Consider the following 21,088-nt stretch of genomic DNA (forward strand, 5'->3'; position numbering starts at 1 on the left):
GTCAGCCTCGGCGTGCGCACGTCCACACCAGGCAGGTGATCCCTGCAGAGAAGAGAGGTCGAGTGTGACTGTCAACGACCAGGATCCTTACTCGGTCGAGGCGATGGACTCGGATCCCGAGGAGACGAACGAGTGGGCGGAGTCGCTCGACTCGCTCGTCGCCGAGAAGGGCCACCAGCGGGCGCGTGAGATCATGCTCAGCCTGCTCAAGCGTTCGAAGGAACTGCACCTCGGCGTGCCGATGGTGCCCACCACCGACTACCTGAACACGATCGCGCCCGAGAACGAGCCCGAGTTCCCCGGCGACGAGGAGACCGAGCGCCGCTACCGTGCGTGGATCCGCTGGAACGCGGCCATGCTCGTGCACCGCGCGCAGCGCCCCGGCATCGGGGTCGGCGGGCACATCTCGACCTACGCGTCGAGCGCCGCCCTCTACGAGGTCGGCTTCAACCACTTCTTCCGCGGGCAGGACCACCCCGGCGGCGGCGACCAGGTCTTCTACCAGGGCCACGCCTCCCCCGGCATGTACGCCCGCGCCTTCCTCGAGGGCCGTCTCTCGAGCGACCAGCTCGACGGCTTCCGCCAGGAGAAGTCGCACGCCCCGAACGGCCTCTCGAGCTACCCGCACCCGCGGCTCATGCCCGAGTTCTGGCAGTTCCCGACCGTGTCGATGGGCCTCGGGCCGATCAACGCGATCTACCAGGCGCAGCTCAACAAGTACCTCACCAACCGCGGCATCAAGGACGCGTCCGACCAGCACGTGTGGGCGTTCCTCGGCGACGGCGAGATGGACGAGGTCGAGAGCCGCGGACAGCTCCAGGTCGCCGCGAACGAGGGCCTCGACAACCTCACGTTCGTCATCAACTGCAACCTGCAGCGACTCGACGGTCCGGTGCGCGGCAACGGCAAGATCATCCAGGAGCTCGAGAGCTTCTTCCGCGGCGCCGGCTGGAACGTCATCAAGGTCGTCTGGGGCCGCGAGTGGGACTCGCTGCTCGCGAACGACCACGAGGGCGCGCTGCGCAACCTCATGAACGTCACGCCCGACGGCGACTACCAGACGTACAAGGCCGAGTCGGGCGCCTACGTGCGCGAGAACTTCTTCGGCCGCGACCCGCGTGCGCTCGAGCTCGTGAAGGACCTGAGCGACGACGAGATCTGGGGCCTCAAGCGCGGCGGCCACGACTACCGCAAGGTGTACGCCGCCTTCAAGGCCGCGACCGAGCACAAGGGCCAGCCGACCGTCATCCTCGCGAAGACCATCAAGGGCTACGGCCTCGGTCCCGCCTTCGAGGGCCGCAACGCGACCCACCAGATGAAGAAGATGACGCTCGAGAACCTCAAGACGTTCCGCGACTCGATGCGCATCCCGATCACCGACGCGCAGCTCGAGGAGAACCCGTACCTGCCGCCGTACTACAACCCGGGCGAGTCCGACCCGGCGATCCAGTACCTGCACGAGCGTCGCCGCGAGCTCGGCGGCTACACGCCCGAGCGCCGCGCCAAGTACACGCAGGTGACGCTGCCCGACGACTCGGCCTATGCGATCGCGAAGAAGGGCTCGGGCACGCAGGAGATCGCCACGACCATGGCGTTCGTGCGGCTCCTGAAGGACCTGATCCGCTCGAAGGACTTCGGCAACCGCATCGTGCCGATCATCCCCGACGAGGCCCGCACGTTCGGCATCGACGCGTTCTTCCCGACCGCGAAGATCTACAACCCGAACGGCCAGCACTACACCTCGGTCGACCGCGAGCTGCTCCTGGCCTACAAGGAGAGCCCGCAGGGCCAGATCGTGCACGTCGGCATCAACGAGGCCGGCGCACTCGCCGCGTTCACCAACATCGGCACCTCGTACTCGACGCAGGGCGAGCCGCTCATCCCGATCTACGTGTTCTATTCGATGTTCGGGTTCCAGCGCACGGGCGACGCGATGTGGGCCGCCGGCGACCAGATGGCGCGCGGCTTCATCATCGGCGCGACCGCGGGTCGCACGACGCTCACGGGCGAGGGACTGCAGCACGCCGACGGCCACTCGCCCATGCTCGCGGCGACGAACCCCGCGGTCGTGTCGTACGACCCGGCGTACGGCTACGAGATCGGGCACATCATGCGTTCGGGCCTCGAGCGCATGTACGGCGGCCAGCACGCCGACCCGAACGTCATGTACTACCTCACGGTGTACAACGAGCCGATCGTGCAGCCGGCCGAGCCCGAAGGGGTCGACGTCGACGGCATCATCCGCGGCATCCACCGCCTCTCGGAGTCCGGCGTCGCCGGCCCGAAGGCGCAGCTCCTCGCATCGGGCGTCGCCGTGCCATGGATCCTCGAGGCGCAGCAGCTCCTCGCTGACGACTGGGGCGTCTCGGCCGACGTCTGGAGCGTGACCAGCTGGTCGGAGCTCCGCCGTGACGGCGTGGCCGCCGACGAGCACAACTTCCTGAACCCCGACGCCGAGCGCCGGGTGCCGTACCTGACGCAGAAGCTCACCGGGGTGCAGGGTCCGTTCGTCGCCGTCTCCGACTACGCCCACTCGGTGCCCGACCAGATCCGTGCCTACGTGCCCGGCGAGTTCGCGACGCTCGGCGCCGACGACTTCGGGTTCTCCGACACGCGCGCCGCCGCACGCCGCTACTTCAAGATCGACGGACCGTCGGTGGTCGTCCGCACGCTCCAGCAGCTCGCGGAGCGCGGCGAGGTCGACCGCTCGCTGCCGGCCCAGGCGATCGAGAAGTACCGGCTGCACGACGTGAACGCGGGCACGACCGGAACGGCCGGCGGCGAGAGCTAGCGGGCAGCGAGGTGGCGACGAGGCCGAAGACGAAGGCGGAGACGCTCGCATGGTTGCGGACCATCGCGGGTGAGCTCGCGACCGCGACGCTCAAACGACTCGAAGACACGTTGCCGTGGTACGGCGACATGCCCCCGAGCCGTCGCTCCGCCGTCGGCCTCGTCGCCCAAGCCGGCATCTCCTCGTTCATCGCGTGGTTCGACGACCCGCGGTCGACCCCGTGGATCGCCGCCGACGTGTTCGGTGCGGCCCCGCGGGAGCTCCTCCGCTCGGTGAGCCTGCAGCAGACGCTGCAGCTCATCCGGGTGGTGGTCGAGGTCGTCGAAGAGCGCGTGAAGGACGGCGGCGAGCCGCTGCGCGAGGCCATCCTGCTGTACTCGCGGGAGATCGCGTTCGCCGCCGCCGACGTGTATGCGCGGGCCGCCGAGGCGCGCGGGCTGTGGGACGCACGGCTCGAGGCGCTCGTCGTCGACTCGATCCTCTCGGGCGAGGCCGACGACGAGCTGCCGAGCCGCATCGCGGCGCTCGGCTGGCACGGCCACGGCGAGGTCGCCGTTCTCGTGGGCACCGCGCCGAAGCAGCTCGACGTCGACCACGTGCGTCGTGCGGCCCGGCACATGCACGCCGACGTGCTCATCGGCGTGCAGGGCAACCGCCTCGTGCTCGTCATCGGCCGGGCCGATCCGCTCTCCGCCGACGGCGAGGAGTCGATCGGCACCTCCCCCGCGCTCACCTTCATGGAGATCGCTGCCCAGCTCGAGCCGCACTTCGGCCCGGGCCACCTCGTGCTCGGCCACGCCGTGCCGAACCTCGTCGACGCGTCGAAGAGCGCGAAGGCGGCGCTCGCGGGCTTCGCGGTCGCCCGCTCGTGGCGGCACGCGCCCCGCCCCGTGCACGCCGACGACCTGCTGCCCGAACGCGCCCTCGCGGGCGACCCCCTCGCAAGGGCCACGCTCGTGCACCGCATCTACCGGCCGCTGCAGGCGCACTCGACCGAACTGCTCACGACGCTCTGGAGCTATCTCGACAACGGGCGCTCCCTCGAGGCGACGGCTCGCGAGCTCTTCGTCCATCCGAACACCGTCCGGTACCGCTTGAAGCGGGTCTCCGACGTCATCGGGTGGGATGCCACGGGCGCGCGTGAGGCGCTCATCCTGCAGTCCGCGCTCATCATCGGGTCGATGAGCGACCACGACCACGCTCCCCGCCGCTCCTCCTGATCGCCTCCGCGCCGACCTGCACCTGCGACGGCTGTGCGGTCGGCACAACGGTTGGGCGAAGAGCTTGTGGCGTGTGCACACCACAGTTCGTCCCGTGATTGGCAGACTGGGGTGGTGATCGTCGTCGTCTGCCCTGGACAGGGCTCTCAGACCCCCGGATTCCTCAGCCCCTGGCTCGCCGAGCCCGGCTTCGCCGAGCGCCTCGAGGCGCTGTCGGCCGCCGCCGGTGTCGACCTCGCGGCGCACGGCACCGTGAGCGATGCCGACACCATCCGCGACACCGCGGTGGCGCAGCCCCTCATCGTCGCGGCCGGCCTGCTCACGCTCGACGCACTGCTCGCCGAGGGCCGCGATTCGCGCATCGGCGGCATCGCGGGCCACTCGGTCGGCGAGATCACCGCTGCCGCCGGCGCCGGAGTCCTCACCGACACGGACGCGATCCGCTTCGTGGCGGAACGCGGTCGGGCGATGGCCGCGGCGGCCAGACTCGAACCGACCGGCATGAGCGCCGTGCTCGGCGGCGACGAGGACGGGCTCCTCGCCCGTCTCGACGAGCTCGGACTCGAACCCGCGAACTTCAACGGCGGCGGGCAGATCGTCGTCGCCGGAGCCGTCGACGCCCTCGAGCAGCTGAAGGCCGAGCCGCCGGCCGGCGCTCGCGTCATCCCGCTCCAGGTCGCCGGCGCCTTCCACACGCGATACATGCGCCCCGCGGTCGAGAAGCTGGCCGCCGTCGCCGAGCAGCTCTCCCCCGCCGATCCCACCCTGCCGATCTGGACGAACCGCGACGGCAGCACCGTGTCGTCGGGCGCCGAGTTTCTCGAGCTGCTCGTCGGCCAGGTCTCCTCGCCCGTTCGCTGGGACCGCTGCATGGAGTCGTTCGCCGAGGCCGGCGTCACCGGCATCATCGAGCTCGCTCCCGCCGGCGCACTCGTCGGACTGGCCAAGCGCGGCCTGAAGGGCGTGCCGACGGTTGCCGTCAAGACGCCCGACGACCTTCCCGCCGCCATCGAACTCATCGATCAGGCCGCCTGATCCGCTTCGCCGCACTACGAGAAAGCCGAGCATGACGAGACCAACCCTCCAGCAGTCGCACGGACCCGCCTACACGCGCATCTACGCGCTCGGGGCGGCGCGCGGCGAGCACGCGGTGCCGAACGACGACCTCGTCGGCCCGATCGACTCGTCCGACGAGTGGATCCAGCAGCGCACCGGCATCGTGACCCGCACCCGGGCCGGCGCCGACGTGCTCGCCGTCGATCTCGCGACCGCCGCGGCGAAGGAGGCGATCGAGCGCTCGGGCGTCGCGCCCGAGCTCATCGACCTCGTGATCATCGCGACGATCTCGAACGTGCAGCAGACGCCCTCGATGGCCGCGGTCGTCGCCGACAACGTGGGCGCGAACCCCGCGGCGGCCTACGACACCAACGCGGCCTGTGCTGGCTACGCCTACGCGATCGCGCAGGCCGACGCGCTCATCCGCGCGGGTGCGGCGCACTATGCGCTCGTGATCGGCGCGGAGAAGCTCTCCGACGTCGTCGACCCGACCGACCGCTCGATCTCGTTCCTGCTCGGCGACGGAGCCGGCGCGGCCGTCATCGGCCCGAGCGACACGCCCGGCATCGCGCGCACCGTCTGGGGCTCCGACGGCTCGAAGGCCGGCGCGGTCGGCATGAACAGCACCCTCGTCGAATTCCGCGACGGCGCGTCCGAATGGCCGACGCTCCGGCAGGAGGGCCAGACCGTCTTCCGCTGGGCCGTGTGGGACATGGCGAAGGTCGCGAAGCAGGCCCTCGACGCCGCGGGCGTCACGAGTGCCGACCTCGCCGCGTTCATCCCGCACCAGGCGAACATGCGCATCATCGACGAGTTCGCGAAGCAGCTGAAGCTGCCCGAGTCCGTCGTGATCGCTCGCGACATCGCGACCACCGGCAACACGTCGGCCGCGTCGATCCCGCTCGCGACCCATCGACTGCTCGAGGAGCACCCCGAGCTCTCCGGAGGCCTCGCCCTCCAGATCGGCTTCGGCGCCGGACTCGTGTTCGGCGCCCAAGTGGTGGTTCTGCCCTGAACCGCCGACCCCTGTCCATCTAGACTGTCTCTCGGTCAAACGAGACACCCCTCAAGGAGAAGAACCATGGCATTGTCCACCGAAGAAGTGCTTGCCGGCCTGGCCGAGCTCATCAACGACGAGACCGGCATCGCGACCGACACGGTTGAGCTGGACAAGTCGTTCACCGACGACCTCGACATCGACTCGATCTCGATGATGACGATCGTCGTCAACGCCGAGGAGAAGTTCGACGTGAAGATCCCCGACGAGGAGGTCAAGAACCTCAAGACCGTCGGCGACGCCGTCGACTTCATCGTCAAGGCCCAGGCCTAGTCGCTGCGACGAGCGGGCCGCGGCACCGTCCCGGCCCGCTCGATCCGTCCCCTTCGTCTTCCTCCCCGGAGTGTTTTCGTCATGACCAAGAACATCGTCGTCACGGGTATCGGCGCGTCGTCGCCGATCGGCGGCACCGCCCCCGACAGCTGGACCGCGCTGCTCGCCGGCGTGTCTGGCGCGCGCACCCTCGAGCACGACTGGGTGGCCGAGTACTCGCTGCCCGTCACCTTCGCCGCCGAGGCACTCGTGCGCCCCGACACCGTGCTCGAGCGTCCGGTCGCCAAGCGGCTCGACCCGTCGTCGCAGCTCGCCCTCGTCGCCGCGCTCGAGGCATGGGCCGACGCGGGCAGCCCCGAGGTCGATCCCGAGCGACTCGGCGTCGACTTCGCGACCGGCATCGGCGGCGTCTGGACGCTGCTCGACGCGTGGGACACCCTGCGCGAGAAGGGCCCGCGCCGGGTCCTCCCGATGACCGTGCCCATGCTCATGCCGAACTCGGCCTCGGGCAACCTCTCGCTGCACTTCGGCGCCCGGGCCTTCGCGACGACGGTCGCGAGCGCCTGCGCCTCGAGCACCGAGTCGATCTTCAACGCGATCGAGCACCTGCAGGACGGCCTGGCCGACGTCGTCATCGCCGGCGGCACCGAATCGGCCATCCACCCCATCACGATCGCCTCGTTCGCCTCGATGCAGGCGCTCTCGAAGCGCAACGACGACCCCGCGACGGCCTCGCGTCCGACGAGCGTCGACCGCGACGGCTTCGTCATGGGCGAGGGCGCCGGCGTGCTGATCCTCGAGACCGAGGAGCACGCCAAGGCCCGAGGCGCCAAGATCTACGCCTACGTGGCCGGTGGCGGCGTCACCGCCGACTCGTACCACATCACGGCGAACGACCCCGAGGGTCGCGGTGCCGCCCGCGCCGTCAGGCTCGCGCTCGAGCAGGCGGACGCCTCGCCCGACGACGTGACGCACATCAACGCGCATGCGACGTCGACGCCCGTCGGCGACCCGAACGAGTACCAGGCGCTCAAGGCCGTCTTCGGCGACCGCGTCGACGAGATCCCCGTCTCGGCCACGAAGGCCTCGACCGGGCACCTCCTCGGCGGCACGGGCGCGCTCGAGGCGATCTTCACGGTGCTCGCCCTGCGCGATCGCGTGGCGCCGCCGACGATCAACATCACCGAGCAGGACCCCGAGGTGCCGTTCCGCGTCTCGGGGAAGACGCAGGATCTCGGCAGCGGCGACCAGCTCGCGATCTCGAACTCGTTCGGTTTCGGCGGCCACAACGCGGTCGTCGCGTTCCGCTCGGCCTGATCGCGAAGACCTCGAAGGCCCCCGGCGCGTGCGCCGGGGGCCTTCGTCGTCGTCGGGCCGTCCGCTTCGCTCGTACGTCTGCCGGGGATCCCCCTTCCGACCTCCGCGTCGCGCCGCAGCCGGCCCGCGGTCACCTCACCCCGGAGGCGGAGGGGAACGGCGTCGTGGCATGTCGATCATCCCGACCTCACCCGACCTGGTGCAGCCAGACGACCGGGGCGAAATCGCTCGCGTGCCGGAACGGCTCGAGCTCGTCGTCCCACGCCTGCCCGAGCGCGAGTCGCAGTTCGCGATGCAGTTCGTGGGAGTCGTAGCCGCCGACCTCCATCGCGTACCGGATCCGGTCCTCCGGCACGACCGTGTTGCCCGCCGAGTCGGTCTGCGCGAAGAACACGCCGAGCTCGGGCGTGTGCATCCACCGTGCGCCGTCGCTGCCGGGCGTGGCATCCTCGCTCACCTCGAACCGCAGCTGCTCCCAACCGCGCAGCGCGGAGGCGATGCGGGCACCGCTGCCCGGCTCGCCCTCCCAGTAGTACTCGGCACGCTGGGTACCGCGAAGCACCGGCTGGTCCTGCCAGTCGAAGTTCACCGGCACCCCGAGCGCCCGACCGGCGGCCCACTCGACATGCGGACAGAGCGCCCGCGGCGAGGAATGCACGAACAGCACACCTCGCGCGGCGCGTGCGGCCGGCGCGACCGTCTCTGCCATCTCGATCTCCGTTCTCGTGAGGTGCGTCTTCCCCTACGACCTCGGAACGGCGGGTGGCCGGTGTTCGATTGTGGCGGCATCGGCCGCAACGCCGATTATGCCCCGGAACCGGCCGGCTCACAAGGGTTCACGCCGGCCCGCCGGTTCGCCCCCTTCTCGGCGGACGGCGTAGAGGCGGCAACACTATGCTCGGTGAGGTATTCACTCTCTGCGAAGGGAAGCCGCCGATGGCCGTCCGAGAAGCGCTCCTCGCCCTGCTGCTGACCGGTCCCGCCTACGGCTTCCAACTCCATGGCGCGCTGGCGACCCGCACGGGCGGCCGACGGCGCATCAACGTCGGGCAGAGCTACGCGACGCTCGAGCGCCTGACGAAGGCCGGGCTCATCGAGCCGGCCGGCACGACGTCGGACGGGCTGCCGCTCCACCGCCTCACCTCGGCCGGAACCGCAGCGGCGCACGCGTGGCTCGATGGGGCGGATGCCTCGGGCAGCGACCCGCTGGAGGAGACGATCGATCGCGTGCTGATCGCGGCGTCGCTGCCCGGCGTCGACGAGCATGCCGTCATGACCGCCGAACTCACCAGGTGGCAGGCGCGACTCGCTGCGGTCGCGGCCGGGTCACCGGAGACGAAGCCGCACCCCGCACGAGACGGCGACCCGGCCGCCTACAGGACGGCCGAGCTGGAACGACTCGCCACGGCGGCGGAGGCGGCGCGCGCCCGGTCCGCCCTCGACTGGCTCGCCACCGCGACGTCGGCCGTGGCATCCGGATCATCACTTCAGCTCGAACCGTCGACCGAGCGGCCCAGGCGCGGCCGCCGACCCGCGCCGCCGTCGGAAGCCGCCGGCGCTGAGGCCGGTCAGCCGTCGGCCATCGCGTAGCTGTCGACGATCGCGAGGTCGAGCGGGAAGTCGACGGGGAAGTCGCCGAAGAGCAGGCGGCCCGCGCCCTCCGCGCACTCGCGAACCGTGCGCGCGACGACCTCGGCCTGCTCGGTCGGCGTATGCACGATGATCTCGTCGTGCAGGTAGTAGACGAGGTGCGGGCTCGCCTCGAAGGCGGGGCCCGATCGAACCGCCTTCGTCGACGCCGGCGGCAGCGCGGCGAGGCGTGTGCGCAGCGCCGCCATCCAGCAGAGGGCCCACTCGGCGGCACTGCCCTGCACCACGAAGTTTCGCGTGAACCGGCCCCAGTCGCGCGCCACACTGCGGGCGCGCCGTTCGTCGGCGGCGGTCGCGTCTGGCTCGCTCGCGTGCGCCTGGGCAGCGTGCCAGGACGCCGGCGGGGTCGGCGAGGACCGCCCGAGGTTCGTCGTGACCTGGGCGCCCCGCTCGCCGGTCGCGGCCGCGCGGTCGACGAGCGCCATCGCCCGCGGATACGCCCGAGCGAGCCTCGGCACGAGACGCCCGCTGTCGCCCGTCGTCGCCCCGTACATCGCGCCGAGGATCGCGATCTTCGCCTGGTCGCGCGTCTCGACGACGCCGTCGTCGACGATGCCGCGATAGATGTCGCGACCACGGGCCGCGGTGGCCATCGCCTCGTCACGGGCGAGTCCGGCGAGCACCCTCGGTTCGAGCTGGGCGGCGTCGGCGACGACGAGGGTCCACCCGGGATCGGCGACCACGGCCCCGCGCACGTTCTTGGGCAGCTGCAGCGCGCCCCCGCCGGACGTCGCCCATCGCCCGGTCGCCGTGCCGCCGGGCACGTAGTCGGGACGGAAGCGCCCGTCGACGACCCATTCGTCGAGCCACGCCCAGCCGTTGGCACTCAGGAGGCGAGCCGAGCGCTTGTACGCGAGCAACGGCGCGATCGCCGGGTGGTCGTGCTCGCGGAGCTCCCACTTCGCGGTCGAGTCGACCTGGATGCCGGCGTTGCGGAGGGCGCGAAGCAGCTCGGCCTGGGAGTCGAGGTTGGCCGACGGTTGCTCGAGCGCCGCGCGCACCTCGGCGGCGAGCACGAGCATGCGCTCGGGCTTCCACCCGGGTTCGGGCCGTGCGCCGAGCTCGGACTCGAGGATGCGCTCGTGCTCGGCCCGGCTCCACGGGAGGCCCGCAGCGCGCAGCTCGGCGCCGATGAGTGCGCCCGCGGACTCGGCGGCGAGCAGCAGGCGCATCGCACCGGGGCGGGTGCTCGCGGCTGTCAGCCGCTCCTGCCGCCGGTACTCGGCGACGACGTCGACGAGCGGAACGGCCGAGGGATCGGTGGCGGCCGCGGCGCCGTCGAGCGACTCGCCGAGCTCGAACAGCGCGGTGACTCCGGTGCCCGGCTGCGTCGCCGCGGCCGCGGCGCCCGGGACGCGACCGGAGAGGTTCGGCGCGGCCTCGAGCCACCCCGGGCGCGGCTGCTCGGCCTCACGCGCAGTGCGGGCATCGGCCGAACCCTCGAGGACGGCACCGCAGAGGAGCAGGTCATGGCAGCGTTCGACCCGCACCCCTGCCGCGAGCAGCGCCGGGTACCAGTGCTTCGTATCGCTCCAGACCCACCTGGGCGCGCCGCCCTCGAGCACCGAGACGCGTGCGGGCAGGTCGGCCGAGTCGAGCGACTCGGCGCGTGCGCCGGGGTCGTCGAGATCGACGAGGGCGACCCGGTCGCGCCCGTCGGCTCCGACCGCGATTCGCACTCCCCCATTCTCGCGCCGACCTCCGACATCGGATGTCGGCGGTCGGCGCGAGACTCGACGGCATGACGAACGACAAGCGGCTGCCGTGGCCGGCGTGAGGTTCCGGTGCGGCCATGGCGCGTCGGGCGACGACGCCTACACGATCAGCCGCGATTGCCCGGTGTGCATGCTCATCGCCGAGACCCAGCGCTCACGCAGTGAACTGCTGGGCCGGGCGGCGCCGGCCGGGCGAGCCCGGCTCGCCGCCGAGACGAAGATCGGCGCCGAGTACGAATGGCGCTGCGATCGCGGGCACGATCGATATCGCGCGACGATCGCCGAGCAGCTCACCGGCACCGGGTGCGCCAAGTGCCGCTCGAACGCGCACGCACCCGGCGCGCTCCGCGAGGCCGGGGTCGCTTTCATGAATCCCGGCCTGCGCACCCGCACGTCGGCGACCGAGCAGCGCCTGCGCGCACTGCTCGGGGAGCGCATCCGGCTGCACCACCGCGTCAACGCCGTCCGCGTCGCCCGCACGTTCTTCGGCCGCACCGAGGTCTGGCCCGACATCATCGTGCCGCAGCTGCGCATCGCGGTGGAGTACGACGATCCCGGCCGGTCGCGCCGCGCCCATCTCGGGCTCAAAGAGGCCTCCGACCTGGAGAAGGACGAGGCGCTCCGCGAGGTCGGCTGGCGGGTGATCCGGGTCCGCGGCGGCGGTCTCGACGCACTCGGGCCCGATGATGTCGTCTGCCGGAGCATCACGGCGACGGTGGCCGACGAGGTCGTCGCGCGCATGCGGCGCATCCGCGGCGACGACGCCGTGCGCGCGCTCGAGGTTCCGGCCGTCGTCGGTCGCTGACGACGATCGGCCGGCGACGACCGCGCCGATCGGTGGACGACGGACCGCCGACGGAGGACACTGTCGTCATGAGCGACACGACGGACTTCGTCGACTGGTTCCGCACGACCCTGCACGATGCCGAGCTCGCGCTGCACAACGGCGACACGGGGCCGCGCCGCGCGATCTGGTCGCGCACGGAGCCCGTCTCCGTGTACGGCGCGTGGCGCACCGCCATCGGCGTGCGCGCGGTCGACGAGCTGTTCGGATATCTCGCTCGCAGCTTCTCCGACTGCGTGGCGTACGACGTCGAGCTCCAGGCGGTGGACGTGATCGGGGACGCGGCGTACACGGTCGCCCTCGAGCACACGACCGCCTCGGTCGACGGAATCCGGCGCAGCTACACACTCCGTGCCACGCAGGTGTACCGCCGCGAAGGCGGCGAGTGGCGGGTCGCGCACCGGCACGGCGACACCCTCGAGGGTTGAGCGCAGCCCGGTGCGGCGTCGACGTCGACAGCCGTCGCGCGACGCATGTTCGAGCGCGTCTTCGACCGATCGGCTTTGATTCGGCGCGACCCGGTCTGCTAGGAAAGTAGAGCCACACCCCCCTACCGGCGATGATTGGACCCGACGATGAGTTCCCCCACCATCCAGACCGAGCCCGAGGCCCCGAGCGATTACGCGGCAGTGGGAGGTGCGCCCGCGATCAGCGCGGTGGTCGACCGCTTCTACGAGCTGGTGCTCGGCGACGAGCGCCTCGTGCGCTACTTCGACGGCATCGAGATGGTGCGGCTCAAGCGGCACCAGGTCGCGCTCGTGTCGAACGTGATGGGCGGTCCGATCGTCTACGAGGGTCGCGACCTGCGCAAGGCGCACTCCGGAATGGGCATCTCGGCCGACGACTTCGGCGCCGTCGCCGGTCATCTGGTGGCCGCACTGACCGAAGCCGGCGTGCCGGCCGAGATCGTCGAGCGGACGGTGGCGGCAGTCGCGGCGACGCAGCCCGACATCGTCGAGGTCTCCGCGACCAACGATTGATCACGTGGACACCGTCGCGCTGAAGCATACCTGGTCGCTCGCCGAGACGCTCGGCGACGAGGTGCCGCTCTTCTTCTACTCGCATCTCTTCTACACGCATCCCGAGTTGCGGGCCATGTTCCCCGTCTCGATGGCGGCTCAGCGCGACCGGCTCGTCGGTGCCCTCGGCCGCATCGTCTCGAACGTCGACCAGCTCGACGAGGTGACGGAGTTCATCCAGCAGCTCGGCCGGGACCACCGGCGATTCCAGGTCGTCGCCGAGCACTACGACGCGGTGGGACTCTCGCTGCTCACGACCCTGAAGCACTTCCTCGGCGACCAGTGGACGCCGGAGCTCGCCGCGGACTGGGCCGCGGCGTACGGCCTGATCGCCACCGTCATGGTGCAGGCCGCCGAGGAGTCGGAGCAGACCAGTCCCGCCTCGTGGGAAGGGCACGTCATCGCGGTCGAGCGCCGCAACATGGAGCTCGCGGTCGTGCAGGTGCGCCCCGAGCCGGAGCTCCGCTTCGAGCCCGGCCAGTCGGTCGCGGTCGAGACCCCGTACGCGCCGCGTCTCTGGCGCTACCTCAGCATCGCGAACGCGCCGCGGGCCGACGGGACGCTCGAGTTCCACGTGCAGCTCGTGCCCGGCGGCCAGGTGTCGAGCGCGATCGTACGCAAGCTCAAGGTCGGCGACGTCCTGCGCCTCGGGGCACCCGTCGGGCGCGAACTCACGCTGGAGCCCGAGGAGCACGACCGTGATCTCCTGATGGTGGCCGGCGGAACGGGGTTCGCGCCGCTCCGCTCGCACCTGGAGCGCATCGACCTGCATTGGCAGCAGACCGGCTCCGCGCCGAACGTTCACCTGTTCCACGGCGCGCGCGTGCCGTGGAACCTCTACGAGCACCGCCTGCTGCAGAGCCTGACGGGGCGCCCGTGGTTCACCTACACGCCCGTCGTCTCGGACGACCCGAGCTACCCCGGACGGAAGGGCCTCGTCGGCGACGCGGCCGTTGCGGAGGGCCTCCGCCCCGACGCCCTCACGATGGTGTGCGGCTCGCCCGCGATGGTCAAGCACACGCTCGCCCGACTCCGCGACGCCGGCGTCGAGTCGGTCGATCTCCGATACGAGCTGTTCACGACGCTCGACGAGGAGAGCCTGGAAGGCCGCAACGGCATCCGAGATGGGCAGCCGACCGCGCTGTCCGCCGAACGAATGGGAAGTGCCCGATGACTCCCGATCTTGAGAACGAGCCCCAGCCCGAGACCGTGCCGGAGGCGGCCCCCACTCCGCCCGCTGCGCAGGAGGTCGACCTCTCGCGTGCGATCGCCCGCCTCCCCAAGACGGACCCGGCCAGGTTCACCGTCCGGCACATCGGCGCCGGCTACGATCGCGCCGAGATCGAGGAGTTCCTCGTCGAACTGAACGAGGCCATCGATGCCGTCCGCTCGGCCGTGGAGCACGACCGACGCGAGGTCGAGGAGCTGCGCGCCGAGAACGCGAGGCTCAGCGCGACGGCCGACGCGAAGCACGACGAAGAGGTCACGCTCGGCGCGGTCGACCTGCTCTCGCAGGCGCAGACCATCGCCGACAAGGCCGTCGCGGATGCGGAGCAGTACGCGCGCGACCTCGTGCTCGCGGCGCGCGAGGAGTACCGCGACGTGCTCGAGCGCGCGGCACGGGCGGAGGACGCGCACGCCGCCGCAGCTCCCGTCGGTGCCGCAGGGGGCACGACTGCGCCGACGGCGGCGATGCCCGAGATCGAGTACGTGCGCACGTATGCGCAGGTCGCCCAGGTGCAGCTCCGTTCGGTGCTGGAGGCGCTCGCCGAGCAGGTCGACCGGCTCGGCTCGCTGCCGCGCCCCGACGGTGAATCCATCGCGACCGCCGCAGCCGACGACGACGATGCCGATATCGAGCCCGTCGACGAGGAACCCGATTGGCTGCCCGCTGTGCCGCCGGAGCCGGCGCTCCAGCGTCAGACGTACATCAAGCCCTGATCGGCGAGCCTCGCCGTGGGCTCGCCCGCCGCTGACGGCTGACCGTACGCCCGTTCTCGAAGAGCCGACTCCGACCCACGCCGCCCGTGGGGCGATGCATCCCGTGTCGCCGGTGCATGAGACGATCCGCGTGACGGTCGATCGGCAGGAGGACGGGATGCGAGGCGAGGCGACCGTGCTGCACGCCGATCTCGACGCGTTCTACGCCTCGGTCGAGCAGCGTGATGCGCCCCGACTGCGTGGCCGACCGGTCATCGTCGGCGGCGGCGTGGTGCTCGCGGCGAGCTACGAGGCGAAAGCCCGTGGGGTGCGTACCGCGATGGGCGGCCGGCAGGCGCGCGAGTTGTGCCCCGATGCGGTGGTCGTGCCACCGCGGATGGAGGCGTACTCGGCGGCCAGTCGAGCCGTGTTCGAGATCTTCCGCGACACGACGCCGCTCGTGGAGGGGCTCTCCATCGACGAGGCGTTTCTGGAGGTCGGCGGGCTGCGTCGTATCGCGGGCACGCCCGAGCAGATCGGGGTGCGTCTGCGTGCGCGCGTCCGCACGGAGGTGGGGCTCGCCATCTCGGTCGGCATCGCGCGGACCAAGTTCCTCGCGAAGGTGGCCAGTGCGGTCAGCAAGCCCGACGGGCTGCTCGTCGTCGCCCCCGACCGGGAGCAGGAGTTCCTGCTCCCGCTGCCGGTCGAGCGGCTCTGGGGCGTCGGCGCGGTCACCGCCGAGAAGCTGCATCGGCTCGGCATCCGAACCGTCGGGCAGCTGGCCGAGCTCGAGGCCGCGACGGCGGAGCGGCTGCTCGGCAAGGCGACCGGAGCGCACGTGCACGCGCTCGCCCGGCTGCGCGACCCGCGCCCGGTCGACACCACGCAACGCCGCGGCTCCATCGGATCGCAGCACGCGCTCGGCAGCCGCCCGCGCTCAGCCGATGAGCTCGACGTCATCCTCACCCAGATCGTGGATCGGCTCGCACGTCGCCTCCGCGACCGAGACCGGGCGTGCCGCACCGTCGTCCTCCGTCTCCGCTACGGCGACTTCGCGAAGGCGACCCGATCGCGCACGCTCCGTTCCGGGACCGACCGCACCTCGGTGCTGCTCGCGGTCGCGCGAGACCTGCTCACCGGCGCGCTGCCCGAGATCGCCGAGCGCGGCATCACCCTGATCGGCATCTCGCTGGCGCAACTGGCGCGCGCCGACAGCCTTCAGCCCGAGCTCCCGATCGACTGGGACGACGGGGTCCGCCTCGACTCGGTGCTCGATGCGGTGCGCGATCGGTTCGGGGCAGCGTCCGTCACCAGGGGCACGCACCTCGGTCGCGAGCCGGGCTGGGCACCGCCGTTGCTGCCCGAACACGAATGAACCGGTGCACGCGAGCGGGCGGTCGCGAGCGCGTGCACGCAGCCGCCGGCGGTACCGACTGCACGCTCGGCGCCGCACCCCGAGACCGACAAGCTCGAGTTGTGCAAGGGGTTGGGGCGGCCGAAAGCGCATTGATACTTTCGTGAGATGTCATCACGTTCCGAAGGGCTGGCGCCCGCACTCGACATCGACGCCCGGCTCACCGAGATCGAGCGCCGCGTGAACCTGCTCGTGAACCTCACGCCGCTCAACGCTGCGGAGGCGTGGGCGGACTTCGAACGCAGTGACTTCGGCACCGCCCCCACGCTGCGCCTGCGGCCGTTGGACTTCGAACCGGACCTCGCACAGCGCGACCTCTACGACCTCGAAGTAGAGAACGTCGACGACACGGCGCTGCACACGCTCTTCCGGGCGAAGCGGGACGAGATCGCCCGGCAGATCACCGCGCTGCAGGACCGCGACACGTCGCGGTTCCTCTACGGGTCGCTCCAGCTGTACGGCACGGTGGCCCCTCCCCTGGCCGCGGCGGCGGAGGAACTGCTGCAGACCATTCCACCGCAGGCGCCCAGCACGCAGACCGTCACGGCCGGGGCGTTCGCCGACGCGGCCCGCGCGGAGTTCGAGCGCTACCGATCCGTGTACCCGGACTTCCCGGTGCGCGTCGAGGTGCGGGACGACATCTCCGAGCTGATGGTGTCGTTCGGCCGGCTGCTCATCCCCGAGTCCGCCGCCTTCCGGGCCGACCGGGTCGAGCCGTTGCTCCACCACGAGATCGGGACCCACGTCGTGACCTACCAGAACGGCGCCCGGCAGCCGCTCACACTGCTGACCATCGGGCTGCCGGGGTACGACGAGACGCAGGAGGGCCTCGCCGTGCTCGCCGAGTACCTGACCGGCGGGCTCGACCCGCGGCGGCTGCGCGTGCTCGCCGCTCGCGTGGTCGCGGTCGGCGAGATGCTCGACGGCGCCGGCTTCCTGGACATCTTCGAGTCACTGCGGACCGACCACCGCATCCCGGTACGGACCGCATGGTCCATCGCCATCCGGGTCGTCGTCGGCGGCGGGTCGGTGAAGGATGCGATCTACTTGCGCGGGATCGCGCGCATCCTCGATGCCCTGGCCGACGGCAGTCGTCTCGAGGTCCTGCTCGTCGGCAAGCTCGCGTTGGATCACATCCCCCTCGTGCAGGACCTGCTCGACCGGGAGGTGCTCCACGCGCCATGGGTTCGACCCCGTTGGCTGGATGTGCCCGGTGCGCAGGAGCGACTCGAGCGGCTGCGCGCGGGCGCGACGGTCGCCGATCTCTACGAGGGAGACGTGGCCGCATGAGACTCGCATTCCTCGTCAACGACGTCGATACCGAGGTGGACGAGTACACGACCACCCGACTCGCCAGAGCCGCTGCCAGGTCCGGGCACGAGACCTGGTACGTCGGTGTCGGGGACCTCGAGCTCGGCAGTAGCGACGGCCTGTTCGCGGCGAGGGCTCGCGCCGCCAAGTGGATGAGCGACGACACCCTGGCGAGCTTCATGGAGCGGATCAAGGCGCGCGACGCGGAGCGGATCGTCATGGATGAACTGGATGCGCTCGTGCTGCGCAACGAGTCGATCGACGACCTGCAGGAGCGCCCGTGGGCGAGCCCGATGGGCGTGGTGTTCGGACAGATGCTCGCCGACCGGGGTGTGACCGTGGTCAACGACCCGAACACCCTCCATCGAGCGACGAGCAAGCTCTACCTGGAGGAGTTCCCCGAGACCGTGCGGCCGCGATCGCTCGTGACCCGGAACCCTCAGGCGATCGAGCGGTTCGTCGACGAGGTCGGCCACTGCGTCGTCAAGCCGCTGTACGGTGCCAAGGGCCGCAACGTCTTCATGATCGACGGCCCCGGAGAGACCAACCTCGCGCAGATGACGGAGGCCGTCCTGCAGGACGGCTACGCCCTCGCGCAGGAGTTCATCGACGGAACGAAGGACGGAGATGCCAGGATCTTCTTGCTGGAGGGCCGCCTTCTCGAGCGCGACGGCAGGCCGGCCGCCTTCCGGCGCGTGCCCACCGGCAACGACCCGCGCGCCAACATCAGCACGGGCGGGCACTCGGTGCCCCTCGACGTGGGCGAGGCCGAGCTCGGCATCGTCGAGGCGATGAGCGACAAGCTCGTCGCCGACGGAATGTTCCTCGTCGGTATCGACGTGATCGGCAACCACGTGGTGGAGATCAACGCGGAGAGTCCCGGAGGGTTCCAGAGCGTCGAGCGGCTCTACGACATCGACATCGCCGAGACCGTCATCGAAGCCCTGGAGCACCGCGCGAGCCCGGCATCCTGACCAGTGCCCGTCGATGCGTCAGCTCACCGATCTCGATCCACGGTAGGGCGGACGGGACTTGAACCCGTGACCGATGGATTATGAGTCCACTGCTCTGACCAGCTGAGCTACCGCCCCGCGCCGTGCGGCGCGACGTGCATCACTCGGACGTCGCGGCCGGCGCGGCATCGGTGACCGGATCGGTCACCGGCCTCCCACGATACAGGCTCTCGAACGTCGAGAGCGTGCGCTGGATGTCGTGCGCGGCGATGAGTCGGATCGACCCCTCCTTGAGCGCGCGGTACTCGGCCTCGGGGGCCTCGAGCACCGTGCGGAGCTTCGCCGCGAGGTCTTCGGGGTTCGACGGCTCGAAGAGGTAGCCGTTCTCGCCGTCGTGCACGAGGTGCGGCAGCGCCATCGCATTCGCGGCGACGACCGGCAGCGCCGACGCCATCGCCTCCATCGTCACGATCGACTGCAGTTCGGCGATCGACGGCATCGCGAGCACCGAGGCGCGATGATAGGCGTCGCGCAGCTGCTCGTCGGTGACCCGGCCCGTGAAGGTGACCCGGTCGGCGATGCCGAGCTCTGCCGCGAGGTGCTGCAGGTTCTTCAGCTGGTCGCCGCCGCCCACGATCTCGATCTTCGCGTCGAGCTCGGCCGGCAGGAGCTTCGCCGCACGCAGCAGCACGTCGATCTGCTTCTCACCGGTGACGCGCCCGACGAACAGGATGCGATTCTCGGTGCGCGGCTCCCAGCTCGGCGAGTACTTGTGGGCGTCGATGCCGCACGAGATCGCGTGCACGCCCTCGAGGCCGGTGTGCTCCTCGAGGAACCGCGCCGCCTTGCGGGTCGGCGTCGTCACCGCCTCGGCGCGACTGAACGATCGCCGCGCCGCCTTCCAGGCGAGTCCGGTCGCCCACTCCTGCCACGCCTTCGGCAGCATCGTGAACTCGAGCATGTTCTCGGGCATGAAGTGATTCGTGCCGATGATGCGGATGCCGCGCTTCTCGGCCTCGACCGAGAGCCCGCGGCCGACGACGATGTGCGACTGGAAGTGCACGACGTCGGGCTTCACCGCATCGATCACGCGGGCGCTGTTCTGCTTGATGCGCCACGGCAGCGCGAACCGCAGCCAGTCGTGCGGGTACCAGCGCCAGCTGTAGAGACGGTGGGCCGTGATCTCCTGCCCCTCGTGCACCTCTTTCCACGTGCCGTGCTTGCGGCTCGCAGCGGGGGCCATGACGTGCACCTCGTGACCGCGCTCGACGAGACCCGCGGCGAGGCGCTCGGCGAATCGCGCGGCGCCGTTGACGTCGGGAGCGAACGTGTCGGCACCGATCAGGATCTTGAGGGGTCGGTCGGGCGTGGGGCCGGCGGGCGTACTCGCACCGGGGGTGTCAGACACGGGTCGTGGTTCCTCACAGTTGTCGGGCGGGACGGTCGGTCCCGTCGAGTACCGCGGCGCAGGAGATGAGCGCGGCGGACTGAATCCGACCATAGTCTACGCAGCGCAGCCGAACGGGTGCCGGGTGCGCATGTCGGAAGCCGGCACGATCCGCCGGCCGGCTCGGCCGCGGATCCCCCGGCGGGCGGTCAGAGCCGGGTCTGCGGGTGGTTCTTGGCGAGCCGGAACACGCCCCACACGGCGACCGCACCCGACAGGACGTAGATCACCAGCGCCCACGGCGGAGCCTGGGAGGCCTCGCCGAGCACGGCGATGCCGATCACGACCGCGACGAGCGGGTCGACGACCGTGAGTCCGGCGATGACGAGGTCGGGCGGGCCCGACGCGTAGGCGTTCTGCACGAAGTACGCGCCGAGCGCCGTCGCCGACAACAGGCCGATGATGCACAGGATGCTGAGCCAGCCGAAGTCCCCCTGCTCGATCGCCCCGAGCACGACCTTCGCGAGCGTCGCGACGAAGCCGTAGAGCACGCCGGCCATGACCACGTAGTAGATCGCCCTGATCTTCTTGCGGAACCAGAGGAACGTCACGAGCGCGATGAGCAGCACGACGAGCAGGATCAGCAGGATGATGACGAGCTGCGCGTCGGTGACGGGCTTGTCGACGGCGGTGAAGGCGGCGACGCCGACGAAGAGGAAGACACCGCCGACGCACATCATGATCGCGACGATCGACTTGTGGCCCAGCTTCACGTGGTTGACCCGCGAGTTCACGATCGACGTGATCACGAGCCCGATGGCACCGAGCGGCTGCACCACGATGATCGGGGCGAACTTGAGGCTCGCGAGCTGGAAGACGATCGCGAGCCCGAGCATGAGGGTGCCGAGCACCCACGACGGACGGGCCAGCAGCAGGCCGAGCTGGCGCAGGTCGAGGCCCTTGCCGAGCGTGTCGCTCGTGTGCGACTCGACCTTCACGACGCCCCGATGCTGGAACTGCGCCCCGAGCGACAGGAAGATGGCGCCGACGAGCGCCAGCGGGATGCCGATGAACGTCTGAGGGTCGAGCGGGATCTGCTCCGCGAGGTCGCTCAGGTCGGGATTCACGCAACGACCCTACCTGTTCGACGCCCGATATCCT

Annotated in this window: 19 protein-coding genes and 1 tRNA gene; 15 read left to right on the top strand and 5 right to left on the bottom strand. The window is 70.8% G+C overall.

Annotation, left to right across the window (positions count from 1 at the left end):
• Positions 1 to 64 precede the first annotated feature (64 nt).
• The 6 genes from aceE (at position 65) to AC3RJ6_RS13700 (ending at position 7,714) form a co-directional block, all read left to right on the top strand.
• On the top strand, positions 65 to 2,791 hold the full coding sequence (gene aceE / locus AC3RJ6_RS13675) for a pyruvate dehydrogenase (acetyl-transferring), homodimeric type (RefSeq protein WP_491427620.1): 2,727 nt from the start codon (positions 65 to 67) through the stop codon (positions 2,789 to 2,791).
• A gap of 11 nt (positions 2,792 to 2,802) precedes the next feature.
• Positions 2,803 to 4,011: a PucR family transcriptional regulator gene (locus tag AC3RJ6_RS13680; protein WP_491427621.1), complete on the top strand. Its 1,209-nt coding sequence runs from the start codon at positions 2,803 to 2,805 to the stop codon at positions 4,009 to 4,011.
• 114 nt (positions 4,012 to 4,125) lie between these two features.
• Entirely contained in the window at positions 4,126 to 5,046 is a 921-nt protein-coding gene (locus AC3RJ6_RS13685; RefSeq protein ID WP_491427622.1) for an ACP S-malonyltransferase, read from the top strand.
• A 31-nt stretch (positions 5,047 to 5,077) separates the two neighbouring features.
• Positions 5,078 to 6,082 carry a beta-ketoacyl-ACP synthase III gene (locus AC3RJ6_RS13690; RefSeq protein WP_491427623.1) on the top strand — a complete coding sequence of 335 codons (1,005 nt, stop codon included), beginning with the start codon at positions 5,078 to 5,080 and terminating at the stop codon, positions 6,080 to 6,082.
• Between the two features lie 66 nt (positions 6,083 to 6,148).
• Positions 6,149 to 6,397, top strand: coding sequence for an acyl carrier protein (locus AC3RJ6_RS13695; protein ID WP_056731598.1), 249 nt, complete (start codon positions 6,149 to 6,151; stop codon positions 6,395 to 6,397).
• An 81-nt stretch (positions 6,398 to 6,478) separates the two neighbouring features.
• On the top strand, positions 6,479 to 7,714 hold the full coding sequence (locus tag AC3RJ6_RS13700; RefSeq protein WP_491427624.1) for a beta-ketoacyl-[acyl-carrier-protein] synthase family protein: 1,236 nt from the start codon (positions 6,479 to 6,481) through the stop codon (positions 7,712 to 7,714).
• Between the two features lie 187 nt (positions 7,715 to 7,901).
• Here AC3RJ6_RS13700 and AC3RJ6_RS13705 read toward each other — a convergent pair whose 3' ends face one another.
• Positions 7,902 to 8,423: a DUF3145 domain-containing protein gene (locus AC3RJ6_RS13705; RefSeq protein WP_491427625.1), complete on the bottom strand. Its 522-nt coding sequence runs from the start codon at positions 8,421 to 8,423 to the stop codon at positions 7,902 to 7,904.
• A gap of 227 nt (positions 8,424 to 8,650) precedes the next feature.
• Between AC3RJ6_RS13705 and AC3RJ6_RS13710 the strand changes: the two genes are divergently transcribed.
• Positions 8,651 to 9,304: a PadR family transcriptional regulator gene (locus AC3RJ6_RS13710; RefSeq protein WP_491427626.1), complete on the top strand. Its 654-nt coding sequence runs from the start codon at positions 8,651 to 8,653 to the stop codon at positions 9,302 to 9,304.
• Here AC3RJ6_RS13710 and AC3RJ6_RS13715 read toward each other — a convergent pair.
• Complete coding sequence (locus AC3RJ6_RS13715; protein ID WP_491427627.1) at positions 9,283 to 11,043, bottom strand: bifunctional 3'-5' exonuclease/DNA polymerase; 1,761 nt, start codon at positions 11,041 to 11,043, stop codon at positions 9,283 to 9,285. The two genes, AC3RJ6_RS13710 and AC3RJ6_RS13715, sit on opposite strands and share 22 nt — an antisense overlap.
• A gap of 85 nt (positions 11,044 to 11,128) precedes the next feature.
• On the opposite strand from AC3RJ6_RS13715, the gene AC3RJ6_RS13720 reads away from it, so the two are divergent.
• The 8 genes from AC3RJ6_RS13720 (at position 11,129) to AC3RJ6_RS13755 (ending at position 18,561) form a co-directional block, all read left to right on the top strand.
• Positions 11,129 to 11,884: a hypothetical protein gene (locus AC3RJ6_RS13720; protein WP_491427628.1), complete on the top strand. Its 756-nt coding sequence runs from the start codon at positions 11,129 to 11,131 to the stop codon at positions 11,882 to 11,884.
• Positions 11,885 to 11,952: 68 nt separating this feature from the next.
• Positions 11,953 to 12,351: a nuclear transport factor 2 family protein gene (locus tag AC3RJ6_RS13725; RefSeq protein ID WP_491427629.1), complete on the top strand. Its 399-nt coding sequence runs from the start codon at positions 11,953 to 11,955 to the stop codon at positions 12,349 to 12,351.
• A gap of 147 nt (positions 12,352 to 12,498) precedes the next feature.
• Positions 12,499 to 12,903 carry a group I truncated hemoglobin gene (locus tag AC3RJ6_RS13730; protein ID WP_491427630.1) on the top strand — a complete coding sequence of 135 codons (405 nt, stop codon included), beginning with the start codon at positions 12,499 to 12,501 and terminating at the stop codon, positions 12,901 to 12,903.
• A 4-nt stretch (positions 12,904 to 12,907) separates the two neighbouring features.
• Positions 12,908 to 14,116, top strand: coding sequence for a globin domain-containing protein (locus AC3RJ6_RS13735; RefSeq protein ID WP_491427631.1), 1,209 nt, complete (start codon positions 12,908 to 12,910; stop codon positions 14,114 to 14,116).
• A complete protein-coding gene (locus AC3RJ6_RS13740) occupies positions 14,113 to 14,883 on the top strand; it encodes a hypothetical protein (RefSeq protein WP_491427632.1) in 771 nt (256 codons plus the stop codon). The genes AC3RJ6_RS13735 and AC3RJ6_RS13740 overlap by 4 nt, the downstream gene beginning before the upstream one ends.
• A gap of 157 nt (positions 14,884 to 15,040) precedes the next feature.
• On the top strand, positions 15,041 to 16,237 hold the full coding sequence (gene dinB / locus AC3RJ6_RS13745) for a DNA polymerase IV (protein ID WP_491427805.1): 1,197 nt from the start codon (positions 15,041 to 15,043) through the stop codon (positions 16,235 to 16,237).
• Positions 16,238 to 16,384: 147 nt separating this feature from the next.
• The gene (locus tag AC3RJ6_RS13750; RefSeq protein WP_491427633.1) at positions 16,385 to 17,566 is read left to right on the top strand and encodes a peptidase MATCAP family protein; all 1,182 of its coding nucleotides are present in this window, start codon (positions 16,385 to 16,387) and stop codon (positions 17,564 to 17,566) included.
• Positions 17,563 to 18,561 (top strand): ATP-grasp domain-containing protein, encoded by a 999-nt coding sequence (locus AC3RJ6_RS13755; protein WP_491427634.1) that lies wholly within the window; start codon positions 17,563 to 17,565, stop codon positions 18,559 to 18,561. The genes AC3RJ6_RS13750 and AC3RJ6_RS13755 overlap by 4 nt, the downstream gene beginning before the upstream one ends.
• A 43-nt stretch (positions 18,562 to 18,604) precedes the next feature.
• Here the strand turns inward: AC3RJ6_RS13755 and AC3RJ6_RS13760 are convergent.
• From AC3RJ6_RS13760 to AC3RJ6_RS13770, 3 genes are all read right to left on the bottom strand, one after another.
• Positions 18,605 to 18,678, bottom strand: a tRNA-Ile gene (locus AC3RJ6_RS13760).
• Between the two features lie 22 nt (positions 18,679 to 18,700).
• Positions 18,701 to 19,948, bottom strand: coding sequence for a glycosyltransferase (locus AC3RJ6_RS13765; protein ID WP_491427635.1), 1,248 nt, complete (start codon positions 19,946 to 19,948; stop codon positions 18,701 to 18,703).
• A gap of 188 nt (positions 19,949 to 20,136) precedes the next feature.
• On the bottom strand, positions 20,137 to 21,054 hold the full coding sequence (locus AC3RJ6_RS13770; protein WP_491427636.1) for a DMT family transporter: 918 nt from the start codon (positions 21,052 to 21,054) through the stop codon (positions 20,137 to 20,139).
• Between the last annotated feature and the right edge of the window lie 34 nt (positions 21,055 to 21,088).

The sequence above is a fragment of the Agromyces cucurbitae genome, assembly GCF_058349945.1.

What these genes read in the sequence shown, in the direction of transcription:
- AC3RJ6_RS13690 (WP_491427623.1), top strand. Translation starts at nt 5,078, where the DNA reads ATGACGAGACCAACCCTCCAGCAGTCGCACGGACCCGCCTACACGCGC.
- AC3RJ6_RS13695 (WP_056731598.1), top strand. Translation starts at nt 6,149, where the DNA reads ATGGCATTGTCCACCGAAGAAGTGCTTGCCGGCCTGGCCGAGCTCATC.
- AC3RJ6_RS13700 (WP_491427624.1), top strand. Translation starts at nt 6,479, where the DNA reads ATGACCAAGAACATCGTCGTCACGGGTATCGGCGCGTCGTCGCCGATC.
- AC3RJ6_RS13705 (WP_491427625.1), bottom strand. Translation starts at nt 8,423, where the DNA reads ATGGCAGAGACGGTCGCGCCGGCCGCACGCGCCGCGCGAGGTGTGCTG.
- AC3RJ6_RS13710 (WP_491427626.1), top strand. Translation starts at nt 8,651, where the DNA reads ATGGCCGTCCGAGAAGCGCTCCTCGCCCTGCTGCTGACCGGTCCCGCC.
- AC3RJ6_RS13725 (WP_491427629.1), top strand. Translation starts at nt 11,953, where the DNA reads ATGAGCGACACGACGGACTTCGTCGACTGGTTCCGCACGACCCTGCAC.
- AC3RJ6_RS13730 (WP_491427630.1), top strand. Translation starts at nt 12,499, where the DNA reads ATGAGTTCCCCCACCATCCAGACCGAGCCCGAGGCCCCGAGCGATTAC.
- AC3RJ6_RS13740 (WP_491427632.1), top strand. Translation starts at nt 14,113, where the DNA reads ATGACTCCCGATCTTGAGAACGAGCCCCAGCCCGAGACCGTGCCGGAG.
- dinB (WP_491427805.1), top strand. Translation starts at nt 15,041, where the DNA reads ATGCGAGGCGAGGCGACCGTGCTGCACGCCGATCTCGACGCGTTCTAC.
- AC3RJ6_RS13750 (WP_491427633.1), top strand. Translation starts at nt 16,385, where the DNA reads ATGTCATCACGTTCCGAAGGGCTGGCGCCCGCACTCGACATCGACGCC.
- AC3RJ6_RS13755 (WP_491427634.1), top strand. Translation starts at nt 17,563, where the DNA reads ATGAGACTCGCATTCCTCGTCAACGACGTCGATACCGAGGTGGACGAG.